Origin of the sequence: Odoribacter sp. N54.MGS-14, assembly GCF_000980295.1 — a bacterium.
Lineage (GTDB): Bacteria > Bacteroidota > Bacteroidia > Bacteroidales > Marinifilaceae > Odoribacter > Odoribacter splanchnicus.
In genome coordinates, this window is record NZ_LARL01000005.1 from 55,496 (window position 1) to 73,835 (window position 18,340).

Genomic DNA, 18,340 nt, shown 5'->3' on the forward strand with positions numbered 1-18,340 from the left:
AATATGGAGGGGGGACGTAAAGAAACTGACGAAGAAGGGAAAGAGATAGCGGCCGGGACCGATCGTTCGGCCTCGGAACAGACAGCGCCTTACGAGGCTGAAGCGGCAGGAACAGAACAACACATAGAAGACGACGAGGAAATCCCTCAACTGATCATGGAGCATTCGGGAGAAGAAAGTGGGAAGATTCGTTCTATTCAGCATCTGGACGGGATGTACCAAAAGTGGTTTCTGGACTATGCTTCCTATGTTATTCTCGAACGGGCCGTCCCTTACGTGAACGATGGTTTGAAACCTGTACAGCGACGGATTCTGCACTCTATGCGCGAACTGGATGACGGGCGTTACAATAAGGTTGCCAATATTATCGGTAATACCATGAAATACCATCCTCATGGAGATGCTTCGATCGGAGATGCGCTGGTGCAACTCGGACAAAAAGATTTATTGATCGATTGTCAGGGAAACTGGGGGAATATTCTGACCGGAGACGGGGCTGCTGCTCCCCGTTATATAGAGGCCCGCTTGTCTAAATTTGCCCTCGAAGTGGTATTTAATCCCAAGACAACGAATTGGAAACCTTCGTATGACGGACGTAATCGTGAGCCCATCACCTTACCTATAAAATTTCCTTTATTGTTGGCTCAGGGAGTCGAAGGGATTGCCGTCGGTCTGGCTTCTAAAATATTACCTCATAATTTCAACGAGCTGATAGATGCCTGTATCGCTCATCTGAAGCACGAAGATTTTGTGTTGTATCCGGATTTTCCTACTGGTGGAATGATCGATGTCAGCAAGTATTGTGACGGTATGCGGGGAGGAAATGTTAAAATCAGAGCGAAAATCGAGAAAGATAATAATAATAGGGCACTAAAGATTACTGAAATACCCTTCGGACGTACGACCTCGAGTTTGATCGACAGCATTATCAAAGCCAATGAGAAAGGAAAGATTAAAATCAAAAAAATCGATGATAATACGGCCCGGGATGTTGAAATATTGATTCAACTGGCCCCTGGAGTCTCTTCCGATAAGACGATCGACGCTTTGTATGCTTTCACCGATTGTGAATTATCGATTTCACCCAATTCTTGTGTCATCGAGGAGGAAAAACCCCGGTTTATGCCGATCTCCGATATTTTGCGGCAGTCGGCAGACGATACGGTTGCCCTATTGAAACTGGAGCTGGAGATCCGTTTGAAAGAATTGCTGGAAGATCTGCATTATGTGTCTCTGGAACGTATCTTTATCGAAGAACGCATCTATAAAGACAAGCAGTTTGAAGAAAGCGAAACCATGGAGTTGGTTATCGCTCATGTACACCGGCGGTTACAGCCTTTCTTACCGGAACTCTACCGGGAGGTGACCGATGACGATGTGAAAAAATTGCTGGAGATCAAGATGAAACGAATCCTGAAGTTTAGCTCTGAAGAAGCCGATCATTATATCCGGAGTCTGAATGAAGAGATTGCTGTGGTGAAACATAATATCGAACACATCATTCCTTATTCTATCGCTTATTATGAACGGATAAAAGCGAAATACGGGAAAGGACGGGAAAGGAAAACGGAAATCCGTAATTTCGAAAATATCGAAGCCGCTAAGGTCGTCATCGCAAATGAAAAGCTTTACATCAACCGGGAAGAAGGTTTTATCGGAACGGCCTTGAAGAAAGACGAGTTTATCTGCGAGTGCTCGGATATGGATGATGTGATTGTCTTTAAGAAAGACGGTACCTATTATGTGACGAAGGTGGCCGATAAGATATTCGTCGGTAAGGATGTTCAATATGTGAATGTTTTCAAAAAGAACGATAAACGTACGATTTATAATGTCGTATACCGGGACGGTAAATATGGGGCTTCTTATGTGAAGCGTTTCAATGTTACCGGTGTGACCCGGGATAAAGTGTATAACCTGACTAAAGGTACCGCCGGATCCCGGATTTTGCATTTTTCTGCCAATCCCAACGGGGAGGCCGAAGTGATTAAAGTTTGCCTGAAACCGAAACCCAGTATAAAGAAACTGGTATTCGAATATGATTTTGCTGCGCTGTCGATCAAAGGGCGTGATTCTCAGGGGAATACACTGACAAAGAACGATGTCCACAAGATCAGTGTCGTGCAAAAAGGAGTATCTACTTTGGGCGGGTGTAAAATCTGGCTGGATGAAGATGTGTTGCGTTTGAATACCGATAGCCGGGGAAAATACCTGGGAGAATTCCAGGGAGAGGACCGGATTCTGGTTGTAAATAAGAATGGTACTTACCATACGACCGATTTTGATCTGAATAATCATTATGACGAAGGATATATCGTTTTTGAAAAGTTCGAGGCCGATAAGGTTTGGTCGGCGGTTTTCTTCGATGCCGAACAGAATTATTATTACCTGAAACGTTTCCGTTTCGAGGATTGTGTGAAACTGAATTCCATCATCGGTGAGGTGGAAGGCTCCCGTTTGATCTGTCTGAGTGACGAGAGACATCCTCGTTTTGAAGTGATATTCGGTGGAAAATATGAAGCCCGGCCTGCCGATGTGATTGTGGCCGACGAATTTATCGGTGAGAAATCATTTAAAGCACGCGGTAAACGGATCACAACCTTCGAGGTGAATGAAATTCGTGAAATAGAACCTTTGCTGAAGGAAGGAGAGGCCGACGAGATCAATACGGATATCGAATTTGAAGTGACTAATCCGGAAGAGATTGCCGGCGACGAACAAATGAAGCTCGATTTTGAAAATACGGATAATCCGGATGAAATATAATGTCGGGACTATGAAGTATTTTTTAGTCGGTTATATGGCCTGCGGGAAGACCCGCAGGGGAAAAGTGATAGCGGAAGAACAGGGGGTCCGGTTTATCGATTTGGATGCTTATATTGTCGAACGTGAAAATAGGAGTATCTCTGAAATTTTTGCTGCGATCGGAGAAGCCGGATTTCGAAGGTTAGAGACTTTTTACTTAAAAGAGGTTTGTGAACTATATCAGGATTTTGTCCTCTCGACAGGGGGAGGAACCCCCTGTTTCAATGATAATATGGCGTATATGAATGCGCAGGGAATCACCTTGTTTCTGAATACGGATACGGATACGATCGTAGAACGGCTGATTCGGGGAAAACATAAACGCCCGATCGTCAGCAAGCTCGAAGACCATGAAATCCGGGATTTTGTCCTCCGGCATTTGAAAGAACGCCTGCCTTTTTATAAGCAAGCCCAAAAAATTATCGTCTAAATAGTAGAATTATTCTGTCGTTACTTATTCGTCTTCGGTGATCGGAATTGGCGAACCGGTCTGACGGTATAAAACCCGAAATCGGAATAGATAGAAAAAAATAAACCTACGTTTATTAGTGTAAATATGTATATAACTGCCTTACTTCTTTTAGGGTGAAGGGCATTTGTCAGAAATGAGATGCTCCGGGCCCGTTTTATTTTTTCTGTTAAAATATCGGATTTAAAAATAACAGTCTGTTCATGTTTTTTAGTTTTGATTATTTCTCGGAATAAGAGATGAAAACGTATATTTGTTGCACAAAGTAACCTAAAATAATTTATCATGGGAGAGCGGATTACTTTTCGGCGGAACGAAGGGCTTATTACAGTAAAGCCTTATTGGAGGGGAAATCCTGTGGTAAAGGGACGTTTTGTGAATCGGCAACATCGCTCTAAACAGGGGATCGGTAATGTTTTGAAATGGCGTTTTTCGCCCAATCCCCAACGTAAAGAGAAACGGAACGAAAATTGGGAACCTCAACTTTTTCCACTGCATAGCATACAAGGGATTAGCGGTGATGCGTTGGCTTGGTTAGGACATAATTCTTTCTTTATGCAGTTGGGGGGTAAACGGATCATGTTCGATCCGGTCTTTGGCAATATTCCGTTCGTCCGTCGTAAGAGTAAATTTCCTGCCGATCCGGATATTTTCAAAGAGATCGATTACTTGCTGATCAGCCATGACCATTTCGATCATATGGACAAACCCAGTATTACCCGTTTATATGAGAACAATCCCCGGATGAAAGTATTTTGTGGTCTGGGAATGAAGGATTTGATCCGGGGCTGGCTGCCCGATATTCAGGTGATAGAAGCCGGATGGTATCAGCGTTGGGAGGAAGGACGGTTGAAAATTACTTTTTTGCCTGCTCAACATTGGAGCAAACGTTCTTTAAACGACGGAGGACTGCGTTTGTGGGGAGCTTTTATGTTGCAGACCGATGACTTGTCGGTGTATTATGGGGGAGATACCGGCTATTCCTCTCATTTTACCGAAATAGAAGAATTGTTCGGTGCTCCGGATTATGCTTTACTGGGTATCGGAGCTTACAAACCCCGTTGGTTTATGCAAGCGAACCATATTTCGCCTTATGATTCCTTGACGGCTGCTTCGCAGATGAAAGCCCGGATAACGATCCCTATGCATTATGGGACGTTCGATTTATCCGACGAACCCCTGAGTGACCCGCCTGCTGTATTTGCCGAAGAGGCCGGCAAAAGGAATATACAGGTAAAGATTCCGGCTTTAGGGGAAATTGTAAAGCTTCGGAAAAGATGATTTATAAATTCCTATTATATGAAAACAACTTTATTACTTATCGTATCTTTTATTTTTTTAGTTATGACAGCATGTAATTCAGAGAAAAAAGAAAGTAAAATCCAGACGAAGGATGCCTTGGAAAATATTATGGGCCGGAAAAGTGTAAGAAAATATTTACCCAAACCGGTAGAAAAGGAGAAAATTGAGGTATTATTGAAGGCAGGAATGGCTGCTCCGAGTGGTAAAGATGTCCGGCCTTGGGAATTGATCGTTATCGACGACCGGGAAGTGCTCGATTCTATGGCTGCTGTGTTGCCTTATGCCAAAATGTTGAAAGAAGCTCCGATGGCTATCGTCGTTTGTGGGGATACTACTAAATCTTCTTATTGGTATCTGGATTGTTCGGCTGTTACTCAAAATATCTTGCTGGCTGCGGAAGCGATCGGATTAGGAGCTGTCTGGACCGCTACATATCCTTATGCAGATCGCATGGAAATCGTGAAAAAATATACGGGAATCCCGGAACAAATTAATTCATTGTGTGTGATTCCCGTAGGATATCCGGCTATGCCTCATAGTCCGAAAGATAAATGGGATGCTTCGAAGGTTCATATGAATAAGTGGTAGAAGAAACGTTATCCTTATACCATTCGAATGACCTGATTTGCCAATGATCTCGGGGTTAAAAGAAAAGATGTTTATATACATGTTTATCCTAAACCCAGGTATATTTTTTCTTTCTGTTCCGATTCCGGATTTTGTGTCGTCAGACCGGTTCGCCTGGACCGGTCCGTTAAGGCTTTCCTTCACTGACCGGCAGAAGCGACCGGATCCCCGAACACGAACACCGGAGACGGATAAGTAACGACAGAATAATTCTATGTTTATAAGTGTAAATATGTGTATCATTGCCTTATTTAAATACCCTTACCCTGTCGCATAAAGGTTTGTATTCTTTCTTTTGGGGTGGTTCCAGTGGTAAACCGAAAGGCATTTGTGCAATCAATTCCCAGGTGGCAATAACCTCTTCGTCGATCAGAGGATTGTAATGTTGCAGGGAGGCTCCGAATCCGGCGTCCTCGAGCATAGTCCAGACGGCCAGCTGATGCATCCCTGAGGTATGCTGGGACCATTGCGGAAATTTTTCATGATATAAAGGGAAAGCTTTCTGTAAACCTTCGATTATAGCGGTGTCCTCAAAAAATAATACCGTACCGTAACCGGCTGCGAACGATTTATTGATTTTTGCTTCGGTAGAAGCATAAGCGGCTGCCGGGATCGTCTTTTTTAGCGTATTCCGGACAATGTCCCAAAGCCGTCGATGCTGTTCCCTCAATAATAGTACCATCCGTGTGGATTGGGAATTGAAAGCAGAGGGAGTATGAAGAGCGGCAAAATCTAAAATTTCCTCGATCTCAGCATCAGGAATTGTGGTTTGATTATCTATCGCGTAATAACTTCTGCGATGCTTTAAAGCTTCTTTAAGGTTCCTTTCCATGATATTTCATTTTATGTTTACACGGTATACGTAAATTTTGCTATCTTTGTGGCGACTTTTCAAAAAAATGTTAGTTATGAAGATGATGGGTAGGATAATTTATTTTGAAGGCTAGTTTATTTTTCACTTAGCTTTCGATTCCCCCTTTTTTTATCGCCTATTGCTTTTTTAGCCTATAGCCTTTAAGCTATAGCTTTTTAGTCTTTTGTTTATAGTTTTTTTATCATGGATCTTTGGAAAAAGAAATTTATTATTATATGGTCGGGACAGTTGTTTTCTATCCTGAGTAGTGCTATTGTCGGATATTCGGTCATGTTTTGGTTGAGCATAGAGACTAAAAGTGCCGAAGTGCTATCCTATGCTGTGTTGGCGACCTTATTACCTCAGGCTTTGTTAGGACCTATAGCGGGTGTATATGTCGATCGTTGGAAAAGAAAACTGACCATGATCGCTGCCGATAGTTTTGTCGCTCTATGTTCTTTGATACTGGGAGGTTTATTCTATTTCGATCAGGCTGAATTGGGATTGATTTATTTGTTGATGGCTCTGCGGAGTATCGGAAATGCTTTCCATTCACCCGCTATGCAGGCGGCTATTCCCATGTTGGCGCCCGAATCGGAATTAATGCGGATTGCCGGAGTAAACCAGGCGTTACAGTCGGTGAGTAGTATTGCCGGACCTGCCTTAGGAGCACTTTTGATCACTTCACTGAATATGACGGTGGTGATGCTGCTGGATGTTGCAGGGGCGATCATCGCTTGTACCGCTTTGGCTTTTGTTGCGATCCCTGACCCGGTCAGGACGGAAGAAAAACGGAAACCCGGAATATGGCATGAAATGGTCGAAGGCTGGAAGGAAGTACAAAAACATCGGGGATTACCCTGGTTGATGATAATTTCCGTTGCAGTTACTTTCTTTTTAATGCCGGTTGCTGTATTGTTTCCCTTGATGACGGTAACTCATTTCGGAGGAGATACTTTTCAAATGAGTCTGGTAGAAATTGTCTGGGGTACAGGTACATTGCTCGGCGGTTTGATTCTGGGAGTCTGGAAAATAAAGATCCGGCGGGTTGGGCTGATCAATAGCTCTTACCTGGCCTTGGGAAGCTATATTCTGATATCGGGATTATTGTCTTCGGATGCTTTTGTGCTGTTTGTGTGTTTAACTATTATCGGTGGATTGGCCGGTTCGTTTTATAGTGGACCTTTTACTTCCGTTTTACAAACTTTTATCGATCATACTGCTTTAGGCAGGGTATTTTCACTTTTTGGAAGTCTGAGTTTATTACCTTCTATGATAGGTATTTTGTTGACCGGTTATATCGCCGATACGATAGGGGTAAGTAATGCGTTCTGGATTTCCGGATGTATCATTTTATCCCTGGGGGTGATTTCATTTTTCATCCCTTCAGTAATGAAACTGGAAAAACGGAGTGGCGAAGATCGTTTTTAGCACTAAAATATCGGATTTGTACGGATACAATTCGGGAAATCCGGTATCTTTGCAGGAAAGGTTTTGGTTGTTTGGAGTTCCTCTGTCATTGTAAAGAGAAAGGGAGCTTCTGTCGGAAGAAAATCCGAAGGATTTGCTGTTGAAGATTTCATCTAAAATCGAAGATGAGATAATATGTCGAACAGAAGGATAAATTTTCTCGGCAGGAACGGGGTGAGTCTCGGCAAACCGGAAGTTTTTAAACAATCATAAACTGTGTTTTAATGGTTTTCCGTTCAGGAATGAAAATGATTTGAAATAAAACCTATGCAATCGAATAAGACAACTGCCTCGCTACTACAACCGGACTTGTTTCCGGATTTTCGGACCGCTTCTTTCAGTCCTCCGAAACATTCCAGGGACTTGTGTATTCCTCAACGGAAATGGGAATTTTTATGCCATACTTTGTATCTGGGGAAATATCCTTTTCTGTTGGGGCCGAAAGGATGTGGTAAATCATCGGTGGTGATGGAATTGGCCGATGCTATGGAAATGGATTATTTCGGTTTCGATATGGGGCAGGCATTTAAGCCGAAGAAAATGTTTGTCGGTGGGTTGGTTATCGGGGATGAAGGGAAAACCCTGGCGGTCCGTTCCGAATTTTTCAAGGCTTTCACTTCCGATAGGCCTACGTTGATCTTCCTGGACGAGCTGACCCGTATCCCGATGGTGGCTGCTAATTTTCTGATGACGATTCTGGACCGGCGACAGTCGTATCTGTATGACGAGGATTCGGGTGTTCGCTATAATAAAGGCACGAATGTACAATTCGTCGCTGCCGGTAACACCGGGTTTGCTTATGTTTCTACCCAACGGCTGGACTCTGCTTTCGAAGATCGGTTTATCAAGGTACAATTGGATTACCTGACTCCCGAGGAGGAAGCGGCATTGATGATGCAGCGTTATCCTTTGGTAAAAGCTTCTGCAGCGGCTCAACTGGCAGAGATAGCCCGTTTATTGCGACAGGCCGAACAAAAAGAGGCTCTTACCGTGTCGTTGTCCACCCGGCAGGTTTTGGATGCCGCAGCCTATTTGCAGTTGGGCTATTCTGTCCGCGAGGTGGTCGAAGAGGTTATTCTGACCAATTATGTGATTGCCGGTGAGCAGTTAGTGGCCCGCTCGTTAGTACAGATGGTATGACCCGCGAAGAGATCGAATCGGTGTATAGCCGGGATGTTTTGGACCGGAATTGGTGGGGAAATTTCCCGGAACCGTTGGATTTATTGGGAAAAGATTTTCCGAAGACGGCCGATATCTATCGATTGATGCCGGTATGTGCCCGCATTGCCTTGCATATGGGAGGTGAATTGCCACGGATTATTTTTTCGAAAGAGGGGGGAGCCAGGATGGATTTCAATTCCGTGGTGATGAATCCCGAGATTCTTTCGTTGAAAGTGAGTGAACAGGTTCGGGCAGAAGTTTTTTTCGGCCAATATATTCATCAGGTCGGGCATATTTGTTATAGCCGGGGAGTATACGAAAAATACCGCTGTACACTTCAGCAAAAATATTTTATCCATCTGATAGAAGATCGTCGGATAGAAGGGAGGATTGCCCGGGTATATCCGGGATATTATTATTATCTGAACGCTGCCCGCCGGATGCAGTTTACACTGGCCTTACTGAGGGCTGAACAGGAATTGAAGTTTACCGATTTGGACGATGTGCGCTATAACTATCTGGCTACCCGGGTCCTTTTTCCTGAATTGCTGGAATATGAAGTGTTTAAAACCCGTTTGCTTCCTCACCGGAGCCGGTTGGGATGGATCGACGGCCTATTGGATACGATTACGGATTATGCTTCCCTGGAACCACGACAAGTGGTGGAGCTGGCACAACAAATCAGTGCCCGTTTTATAACTAAGGACGAGGAGTTACCGCCGATGTTCAATTATTATTCCAGGGTAATGATGAATCTGCCTCTGGAAGTGGAAGGAGCTCCGGTGGATATCGATGTCAAGATCCTCGACGATCTGTTTTTGGATTTGAGTAAATCGCTGGATTTGGTGCCTTGGGCCGATATCGAAGAAGATACGAAAGGAGCTTTGAAACGGGCCGGAAGTCCTGTTGCAGAACGCTATCGGGAACTGGATGCCTCTTGTGGGGTTGTAGATCCGGTCTTGATGCGGAGAGCAAGGGAATTAGCCGCTAAAATCCGGCTGAACTTTCTGACCTTTCAGGCAAAGATGAATAAAGCTTGTGTTTTTTATGAGCAGGAGAGCGGGGATTTGGATGAAGACGAATTGTATCAGGTGCATTTGAATCCTCATATTTTTATCGAGGAGTTGCCTGCCCCTTCGGCTTTGCTGGAAGTGGTGATTATGCTCGATTTATCGGGATCGATGACCGATGAAAATAAACTGGAATTGCAGTTGGTGTTATCGGTCGCTCTGGCGCTTGCTTTCGAAGCCAATCCGGATATCCGATTTTCTATTTATGGTCACCGGGTAAAGCAGGAAAGGGTTGAAATCGTCCGGTTTCATGAACCCGGGAAACGTCTGGAGATCAAAAAGCTTTTTTCTCAAGAGGGAATGTATGTCAATGCCGATGGATTTGCTATCCATTATGCTACGCAGAAATTCCGGACTACCACACAGAATAAATTACTGTTTATGATTTCCGACGGCACACCGACAGCAGCTGCCGGTAAGACCGATCCGCGGGTGCATGTCCGGGAAATGGTCCGGGAGGCCCAACGGAATGGAATCACTGTACTTTCTATCGGGATTTCGAATTTTAACCAGTCGGATATGTACGACGAATTTATTCCCTACTCCGGACCGGAAGTCACCACCCGGCTCGTCCAATGGTTAAGGCGGAAATTTGCCCATATTGCCGATGGGGCGACCTTTTAACCCGTCGTTTGTCGTTATTCGGTGACCGAATCCTTATAAAAACAGTAAAATTTGAAACTTAGAAAGGGTTTTTCCGATCTTTTTACTTTTAATCTTTTACTTTTTACATTAAATCGTTATTTTTGGAATCGTTTGAGAAAAGGAAGCATCGTTGCGCTAATTCAATTAATCATCATAATACAAACTTATGGAACAAGAAGAACAAAAGCTAAATTCGTTGCCCGATAACGCCTATCGGGAGTTGAAGCCTGGCGAAGTGTATAAACCGATTATGCCGGCTAATTCGAAACCCCGGGAAGTAACGACTTACTCGGTGGTTTTCGGTATTATTATGGCTATCGTCTTTTCGGCAGCTGCAGCTTATCTGGGACTGAAGGTGGGACAGGTGTTCGAGGCTGCTATCCCGATCGCTATTATCGCGGTTGGATGCGGAAATCTGATGAAAAAGAATAATATGCTCGGACAGAATGTGATCATTCAATCTATCGGGGCTAGCTCGGGAGTGATCGTTGCCGGAGCGATCTTTACATTACCTGCTTTGTATATTCTTGGTCTGGATGCTAAATTTTATCAGATTTTTTTATCCTCTTTACTCGGAGGATTGTTGGGTATTCTGATGCTGATCCCTTTCCGTAAATATTTTGTAAAAGATATGCACGGGAAATACCCTTTCCCGGAAGCTACGGCGACGACCGAGGTGCTGGTTTCGGGTGAAAAAAAGGGAAACCAGGCGAAATTATTGGCGGTGAGTGGATTGGTCGGTGGATTATATGACTTTTTTATCAGTACTTTCGGTTGGTGGACAGAGACCATCTCCACCCGGATCATGGGTTGGGGAGAGATGCTGGCTGAAAAAACGAAGCTGGTATTTAAAGTGAATACAGGGGCTGCAGTGTTAGGCCTGGGATATATTGTCGGATTGAAATATGCCGCTATTATCTGTGCCGGTTCGTTTACCGTGTGGTTTGTGCTGATCCCGTTTCTGAGTTATTTTGCAGATGGCCAGACTGTTGCTGTAGGAGAAGGGGTTTCTATGCTGATCCGGGACATGTCGCCCGAACAGTTATTTACGAATTATGCCCGTCATATCGGTATCGGTGGTATCGCTATGGCCGGTATCGTCGGCATTATCCGTTCGTCGGGTATTATCAAACAAGCCTTAGGCCTGGCGGTAAAGGAATTGGGGGGAAAGAAGGGAAGTGAAGAAGTCGCAGAACGTACACAACATGATCTTTCGATGAAGTTTATTCTGATCGGTTTGCTGGCGACTTTGATTACCACTTTCATTTTCTTCCAGTTCGGTGTATTGGGTAATCTCTTCCAGACCATTGTCGCCATACTGATTGTGTTTATTATTTCTTTCCTGTTTACTACGGTGGCTGCTAATGCTATCGCTATCGTGGGGACGAATCCGGTATCGGGAATGACTTTGATGACATTGATCCTGGCTTCGCTGGTTTTGGTGAGTGCCGGGTTGAGCGGAACAAACGGCATGATGGCTGCCATGGTCATCGGTGGCGTGGTTTGTACTGCTTTGTCTATGGCCGGAGGTTTTATTACCGACTTGAAAATCGGTTATTGGATCGGTACGACTCCCGCAAAACAGGAGCGGTGGAAATTTCTGGGAACCGTTGTTTCTGCCGCTACGGTGGCCGGAGTAATGATGATCCTGAATCAGACTTACGGATTTGTAGGTGAAAATGCTTTGGTGGCTCCCCAGGCGAATGCGATGGCTGCTGTTATCAAACCTTTGATGGAAGGAGGAGCGACTCCCTGGATGCTGTATTTTGCCGGTGCCGCACTCGCATTGATTCTGACCATGATCGGGGTACCTGCCCTGGCTTTTGCCCTGGGAATGTTTATTCCGTTGGATCTGAATACGCCTTTATTGATCGGAGGGCTGGTCAGTTGGTATGTATCTACCCGTAGTAAAGATGAAAAAGTAAATAAGATGCGCCGTGAACGCGGTACACTGATCGCTTCCGGGTTTATAGCAGGGGGAGCCTTGATGGGAGTTATCAGTGCCGTATTGAAATATGCCGGAGCAGATTGGTATGCTACCTGGAGCGGGGCAGAATGGCTGGCCGTTGTCATGTATGTCGTTATTATCGGTTACTTTATCTGGGATTCGTTGAGAGCCAAAGAAGAGTAAACCGGAGAGGAACCCGATAAACGAAAAATCGTAAATCGTAAATCTAAAATATAAATCATAAAGATATGGAATTAAAAGAGCGTTTTTTGAAATATGTCGGATTCGATACCCAGAGTGATCCGGAGAGTGAAACCTATCCGTCGACTGCGAAACAATTGATTCTGCTGAATTATCTGGCCGAAGAGATGAAAGAGCTGGGGTTGGAGGATGTGGAAGTCGATGCCAATGGTTATGCGATGGGTACTATTCCGGCAACTCCCGGGTATGAAGACCGGCCGGTGATCGGTTTTATCTCGCATGTCGATACGAGTCCCGATATGAGTGGGGCCGATATCCATCCCCGTATCATTGAAAATTACGATGGGGGAGATATCTGTCTGAACGAGCAATTGACGATGACGCTGGCAGATTTTCCGGAGTTGGCTTTTTTCAAGGGGCATACCTTGATCACAACCGACGGTACGACGCTGTTGGGAGCCGACGATAAAGCAGGGGTGGCAGAGATCATGACCGCTGCCGAATATCTGATGAAGCATCCAGAAGTGAAACACGGCAGAATCCGGATCGGCTTTACGCCCGACGAAGAAATCGGAAAAGGGGTAGACTTTTTTGATGTAAAACATTTCGGTGCCACCTTTGCTTATACCGTAGACGGAGGCTTTGAAGGAGAGCTGGAATATGAGAATTTCAATGCTGCCAGTGCCCGGATCGAAGTACAAGGACGCAACATTCATCCGGGTTATGCGAAGGATAAGATGATCAATGCTTTGCAGGTGGTCAACGAATTGAATAACTTATTGCCTCCTTGTCAGCGGCCCGAACATACGGAAGGTTACGAAGGTTTTTATCATCTGATCAGTATCAGGGGAGAAGTAGAAAATGCTTCCAGTGAATATATCATCCGGGACCATTCGCGGGTGAAGTTTGAAGAGAAAAAACGTTACCTTCAGGCTGCTACCGCTCTGTTGACCGGGAAGTACGGAGAAGGGGTGATCAAACTAACCCTGAAAGATCAGTATTATAATATGCGTGAAATGGTCGAACCTTATCCTGAAGTAATCGATAAAGCTTTCCAGGCGATGGAAAAGGCCGGTGTTACTCCGATCGTTCGTCCTATCCGCGGCGGTACGGATGGTGCCCGTTTGTCCTATATGGGGCTGCCTTGTCCGAACTTATTTACAGGAGGTATGAATTTCCATGGAAAATATGAATATTGCTCGCTGAATACAATGCAAAAAGCGATGCAGACGATTTTGAATCTGATCGAATTGTGGGGTAAATAATACCCGGATTCTTTGTTGAACAGCCTGCCGCATGAAGGAGAGCGTACCCATCCGGCAGGCTGTGTGTTATCCGGTTATTTTTTTAGCTGGGTTTCCAGGTAGTTTTGTAGAATCCGGGCATGGTTGTGAACAGGATCTTTCGAAGCATATAACAAGGTTACTACCGGATAAGTCCCGATTCTGGAAAGAAAATCTTTAACGGCTTGCGAGTGCTCCAACTCTTCTTTATACATCGAAGTAAATTCTTCCCAATGTCGGGAGATATCGTCATGAAACCAGGTTCTTAAACCGGGAGAGGGAGTGATTTCTTTAGCCCATTCATCGTAGGATAAACATGCTTTTTTTATCCCTCTGGGCCAGAGCCTGTCGACTAATACCCGGTAACCGTCCCCCGGTTCCGGATCGTCATATACCCGTTTTATTTTGATTTGTATCATGTTTTTTTACTGTTTTACTGATTGGAACCGAAAAAGTTATCATTAAAACGTAGGTATATTTTTTCTTTCTATTCCGATTCCGGGTTTTATACCGTCAGACCGGTTCGCCTGGACCGGTCCGGTAAGGCTTTCCTTCACTGACCGGCGGAAGCGACTGGGTCGCCAATTCCGATCACCGAAGACGAATATAAGTAACGACAGAATAATTCTACCTATAACTTGGCCCTTATCATTGTTCCAATAAACAAATACCTTCCGTCTGCTATCGGTAGGGAAGGTATGCGATTGTACAAAAGCTTGTCCTGTGGGCTGAGGGAGGCCGGACACTGGCAGGTGGCATCGGAATGGGAGAAGTATATTTTATTACTGTAACCGTTTCAACTGAAAAAGGGTGCACTTCATTGAAGCACACCCTTGATTTATTACGGTAAACTCTTGTTTTATCCGAGGAAAGAGAGCAGGATACCGGCTGCAACAGCAGAACCGATAACTCCGGCCACATTGGGACCCATGGCATGCATCAGCAAGAAGTTGCCAGGATTGGCTTCCTGACCTACAGTCTGAGATACACGGGCTGCCATCGGAACGGCCGATACACCGGCAGAACCGATCAGCGGGTTGATCTTATTCTTGGTAAACAAGTTCATAAATTTAGCCAGCAATACTCCTCCGGCACTTCCCAAAGCGAAAGCCAGGATTCCGATTACCAGGATGGCCAGAGTTTGGTAGTTCAGGAAAGCTGTTGCGGTAGTTGTCGCTCCAACCGAAACACCCAGAAAGATGGTGGTAATATTCATCAATTCGTTCTGAACAGTCTTACTCAGACGTTCTACAACTCCACTTTCACGCATCAGGTTACCTAACATCAAACAACCGATCAGCGGAGCGGCAGAAGGTAACAATAAAGATACAAAAACAGTAACGATGATCGGGAATATGATTTTTTCTGTTTTAGATACTTTACGCAATTGCTTCATGACGATCTCGCGTTCTTTCTGAGTAGTCAGCATTTTCATAATAGGCGGTTGGATGACCGGTACCAAAGCCATATAGGAATAGGCAGCCACGGCGATCGGGCCTAATAAATTGGGTGCTAACTTAGAAGTCAGATAAATGGCGGTCGGGCCGTCGGCTCCACCGATAATACCGATCGAACCGGCTTCGGCATAGTTGAATCCGAGAACCAAAGCTCCCAGGAAAGTAGCGAAGATACCGATCTGGGCTGCTGCTCCCAATAGGAAACTTTTCGGATTGGCTAACAGCGGACCGAAATCGGTCATTGCTCCTACACCGATGAAAATGACACAGGGATAGATACCCAGTTTCACTCCGAGGTAGATGTAATCCAGCAATCCGACGTTGTTGGCATTTGCAAAATCCGGCCAATGAATGTGTCCTCCTTCGAATAGTTCCGGATGATACAATCCGGCTCCCGGCAGATTGGTCAGCAACATACCGAAAGCGATAGGCAACAATAACAGAGGCTCGAACTTTTTAACGATAGCCAGATAGAATAATAAACAAGCGACAGCTATCATCACCAAACACAACCAGTTGCCCTCGACAAGGCGGGCAAATCCGGTGTCGTTCAGGAATTTACTGATGCTTTCTCCTAAACTGACTTCTTCGGCACTGGCGATAAAGGGCGTAATAGTCAGGCCCAGAAAGGCAACCAGCCGAAAGAGATATTTTTTCATTTGTTTCATTACTAACGATTTTACAATGAATTACTGCAGATCAACCAGTTTATCGTCCTGTACGACCGTCTGTCCGACAGTGACATGGATGGCTTTCACTTGTCCGTCCTTGTTAGCCATAATGTTGTTTTCCATTTTCATGGCTTCCATGACGACTAAGGTATCTCCCCGTTTCACCTGATCACCGACTTTTACGTTGATGGTCATGATCGTTCCGGGAAGCGGAGCTTTGATACTGGTGGCACTGGATGCTGCAGCAGCCGGTGCTGAAACATGTACCTGTGGGGTACCGGGAGCTGTCGATTTGCGGATAGGAGCTGCAACCGTATTTTTGCTTTCATAGCTTACATCGTAAGATATCCCGTTTACTTCTACGTTAGCTTTATGATGATCCGTTAGATTCACTGTGACGTCGTAATTATTTCCGTCGATAGTGATTTTAAATTTATTCATATGGTCAATTTATTTACTTGATAATCGTATTTCTCATGCTGTAAATTTTGGAACTCCATGGCGAATAGCGCTTTTCTACTTCCTGAATCGTGATGACATGCGGCTCTTCATCGTGGGCATCGAAGTACAGGTGCATAGCCATGGCTATGGCTGCTTGTTCGTGAGGCGTCGGATGGGTTTCTGTCGTCCTTACGGTCGCTTCTTCAGAAGCCCCTTTCGAGTGGCCTGTGATGCCATTGATGATTTTGGTTTGCAAACCAATTACCCAAATCAAAACAATAAGCAGTAAAAATACAGTTCCGATTCCCATTCCCGTGACCAGGAGCGCATAGCCCCAGTCGATTGCTAACATGGTCATAATTATAAAGGTATATTAGAATGTTTCTTCATCGGGTTAGTGACACGCTTCGTCTGTAAAGACTGGAAGGCCCGGATCACACGGAAACGGGTGTTGCGTGGTTCGATCACATCGTCGATATAACCGTAAGAAGCTGCTTTGTAAGGATTAGCGAATGCATGATTGTATTCTTCCTCTTTCTCTGCGATAAATTTAGCTTTTGCTTCCGGATCGGTGATCGCTGCTACTTCCTTACCGTATAGTACTTCGATAGCACCTTTGGCACCCATCACGGCAATCTGGGCTGTCGGCCAGGCGTAGTTGAAGTCGCCGCGAAGTTGTTTACAGGACATCACGTCGTGTGCTCCTCCGTAGGATTTACGTAAAGTAACGGTTACTTTAGGAACGGTAGCTTCGCCGTAAGCGAACATCAATTTGGCTCCGTGGGTGATGATGCCGCCGTATTCCTGCACACGGCCCGGTAAGAATCCCGGTACGTCTACCAACGTCAGGATCGGAATATTGAAACAGTCGCAGAAGCGAACGAAACGAGCTGCTTTACGCGATGATTCGATATCAAGTACTCCGGCATAGAAACTAGGCTGGTTGGCGATAATACCCACAGAACGTCCTCCCATCCGGCAGAAACCGACGATGATATTCCGGGCATAACGTTTGTGTACTTCGAGGAATTTGCCCTGGTCTACGATTGCTTCGATTACTTCCAGCATATTGTACGGCAGATTGGGATTATCCGGAATCAGGCTGTTCAATTTGTCTTCCAGACGATCGATCGGGTCGTTGCATACCATCATCGGCGCTTCTTCGAGGTTGTTGGAAGGCAGATAAGAAAGCAGATCACGGATCAGAGAAATACCTTCTTCTTCGTTTTCTACCATAAAATGAGAAACGCCCGATTTGGTCGAGTGAACTTCTGCACCTCCCAGGTCTTCTGTACTGATATCTTCGCCGGTAACGGTTTTTACCACCTTCGGTCCGGTAACGAACATGTAAGAACTCTGATCGGTCATCAGGATGAAATCGGTCAGGGCAGGAGAGTATACGGCTCCACCGGCACAGGGGCCGAAAATAGCGGATATCTGTGGAATAACCCCGGAAGCTAGGATGTTACGCTCGAAAATTTCAGCATATCCTGCCAATGAATTTACGCCTTCCTGAATACGTGCACCACCGGAATCGTTCAGTCCGATGATCGGAGCTCCTACCGTCATCGCTTTGTCCATGACTTTGCAGATCTTCTGAGCCAACATTTCTGAAAGTGCTCCTCCGAATACGGTAAAATCCTGTGCAAATACAAATACGATACGTCCGTTGATCGTTCCTTGTCCGGTAACAACTCCGTCTCCGAGGAATTTTGTCTTTTCCATGCCGAAATTATTACACCGGTGTGTGACGAACATATCGAATTCTTCGAAGCTGTCTTCGTCCAGCAACATGGCGATTCTTTCCCGGGCTGTATATTTACCCTTTTTGTGCTGAGATTCGATCCGTTTTTCGCCTCCGCCCAATTTCGCTTGATTTCGTAAGTCGATAAGTTCTTTGACTTTATCTTGATTTGTGGCCATAAAATTTTAAATTT

Annotated in this window: 15 protein-coding genes; 9 read left to right on the forward strand and 6 right to left on the reverse strand. The window is 45.1% G+C overall.

Translation table 11 applies throughout. From position 1 onward, the window contains the following. The first annotated feature begins 156 nt into the window (after positions 1 to 156). From WS42_RS02095 to WS42_RS02115, 4 genes are all read left to right on the forward strand, one after another. The gene (locus WS42_RS02095; RefSeq protein ID WP_046403510.1) at positions 157 to 2,766 is read left to right on the forward strand and encodes a DNA gyrase/topoisomerase IV subunit A; all 2,610 of its coding nucleotides are present in this window, start codon (positions 157 to 159) and stop codon (positions 2,764 to 2,766) included. A gap of 10 nt (positions 2,767 to 2,776) precedes the next feature. Continuing rightward, positions 2,777 to 3,235, forward strand: a complete 459-nt coding sequence (locus tag WS42_RS02100) for a shikimate kinase (protein ID WP_046403512.1) — start codon at positions 2,777 to 2,779, stop codon at positions 3,233 to 3,235. 324 nt (positions 3,236 to 3,559) lie between these two features. Beyond that, positions 3,560 to 4,555 carry an MBL fold metallo-hydrolase gene (locus WS42_RS02110; protein ID WP_022160711.1) on the forward strand — a complete coding sequence of 332 codons (996 nt, stop codon included), beginning with the start codon at positions 3,560 to 3,562 and terminating at the stop codon, positions 4,553 to 4,555. 18 nt (positions 4,556 to 4,573) lie between these two features. Further along, entirely contained in the window at positions 4,574 to 5,164 is a 591-nt protein-coding gene (locus tag WS42_RS02115; protein WP_046403847.1) for a nitroreductase family protein, read from the forward strand. A gap of 286 nt (positions 5,165 to 5,450) precedes the next feature. Here the strand turns inward: WS42_RS02115 and WS42_RS02120 are convergent, their stop codons facing one another. Beyond that, positions 5,451 to 6,035, reverse strand: a complete 585-nt coding sequence (locus WS42_RS02120) for a nitroreductase family protein (protein WP_046403846.1) — start codon at positions 6,033 to 6,035, stop codon at positions 5,451 to 5,453. 225 nt (positions 6,036 to 6,260) lie between these two features. Here WS42_RS02120 and WS42_RS02125 point away from each other — a divergent pair, with 225 nt between their 5' ends. The 5 genes from WS42_RS02125 (at position 6,261) to pepT (ending at position 13,816) form a co-directional block, all read left to right on the forward strand. After that, on the forward strand, positions 6,261 to 7,487 hold the full coding sequence (locus WS42_RS02125; protein WP_046450701.1) for an MFS transporter: 1,227 nt from the start codon (positions 6,261 to 6,263) through the stop codon (positions 7,485 to 7,487). A 306-nt stretch (positions 7,488 to 7,793) separates the two neighbouring features. Continuing rightward, entirely contained in the window at positions 7,794 to 8,666 is an 873-nt protein-coding gene (locus WS42_RS02130) for an AAA family ATPase (RefSeq protein ID WP_046450702.1), read from the forward strand. Next, a complete protein-coding gene (locus tag WS42_RS02135; protein WP_022160708.1) occupies positions 8,663 to 10,381 on the forward strand; it encodes a VWA domain-containing protein in 1,719 nt (572 codons plus the stop codon). Before WS42_RS02130 ends, WS42_RS02135 begins: the two co-directional genes overlap by 4 nt. A gap of 187 nt (positions 10,382 to 10,568) precedes the next feature. After that, positions 10,569 to 12,533, forward strand: a complete 1,965-nt coding sequence (locus tag WS42_RS02140; RefSeq protein ID WP_022160707.1) for an OPT family oligopeptide transporter — start codon at positions 10,569 to 10,571, stop codon at positions 12,531 to 12,533. Positions 12,534 to 12,598: 65 nt separating this feature from the next. Next, entirely contained in the window at positions 12,599 to 13,816 is a 1,218-nt protein-coding gene (pepT, locus tag WS42_RS02145) for a peptidase T (protein WP_022160706.1), read from the forward strand. Positions 13,817 to 13,890: 74 nt separating this feature from the next. Here the strand turns inward: pepT and WS42_RS02150 are convergent, their stop codons facing one another. The 5 genes from WS42_RS02150 to WS42_RS02170 all read right to left on the reverse strand — a co-directional run bounded on the left by WS42_RS02150 (position 13,891) and on the right by WS42_RS02170 (position 18,326). Then, positions 13,891 to 14,253: a DUF488 domain-containing protein gene (locus tag WS42_RS02150; protein ID WP_013611340.1), complete on the reverse strand. Its 363-nt coding sequence runs from the start codon at positions 14,251 to 14,253 to the stop codon at positions 13,891 to 13,893. Between the two features lie 440 nt (positions 14,254 to 14,693). Further along, positions 14,694 to 15,959, reverse strand: a complete 1,266-nt coding sequence (locus tag WS42_RS02155) for a sodium ion-translocating decarboxylase subunit beta (protein ID WP_013611339.1) — start codon at positions 15,957 to 15,959, stop codon at positions 14,694 to 14,696. Between the two features lie 21 nt (positions 15,960 to 15,980). Next, a complete protein-coding gene (locus tag WS42_RS02160) occupies positions 15,981 to 16,403 on the reverse strand; it encodes a biotin/lipoyl-containing protein (protein ID WP_013611338.1) in 423 nt (140 codons plus the stop codon). Positions 16,404 to 16,416: 13 nt separating this feature from the next. Beyond that, positions 16,417 to 16,761 (reverse strand): OadG family protein, encoded by a 345-nt coding sequence (locus WS42_RS02165; protein ID WP_046404214.1) that lies wholly within the window; start codon positions 16,759 to 16,761, stop codon positions 16,417 to 16,419. A gap of 2 nt (positions 16,762 to 16,763) precedes the next feature. After that, positions 16,764 to 18,326 carry an acyl-CoA carboxylase subunit beta gene (locus WS42_RS02170; protein ID WP_013611337.1) on the reverse strand — a complete coding sequence of 521 codons (1,563 nt, stop codon included), beginning with the start codon at positions 18,324 to 18,326 and terminating at the stop codon, positions 16,764 to 16,766. Between the last annotated feature and the right edge of the window lie 14 nt (positions 18,327 to 18,340).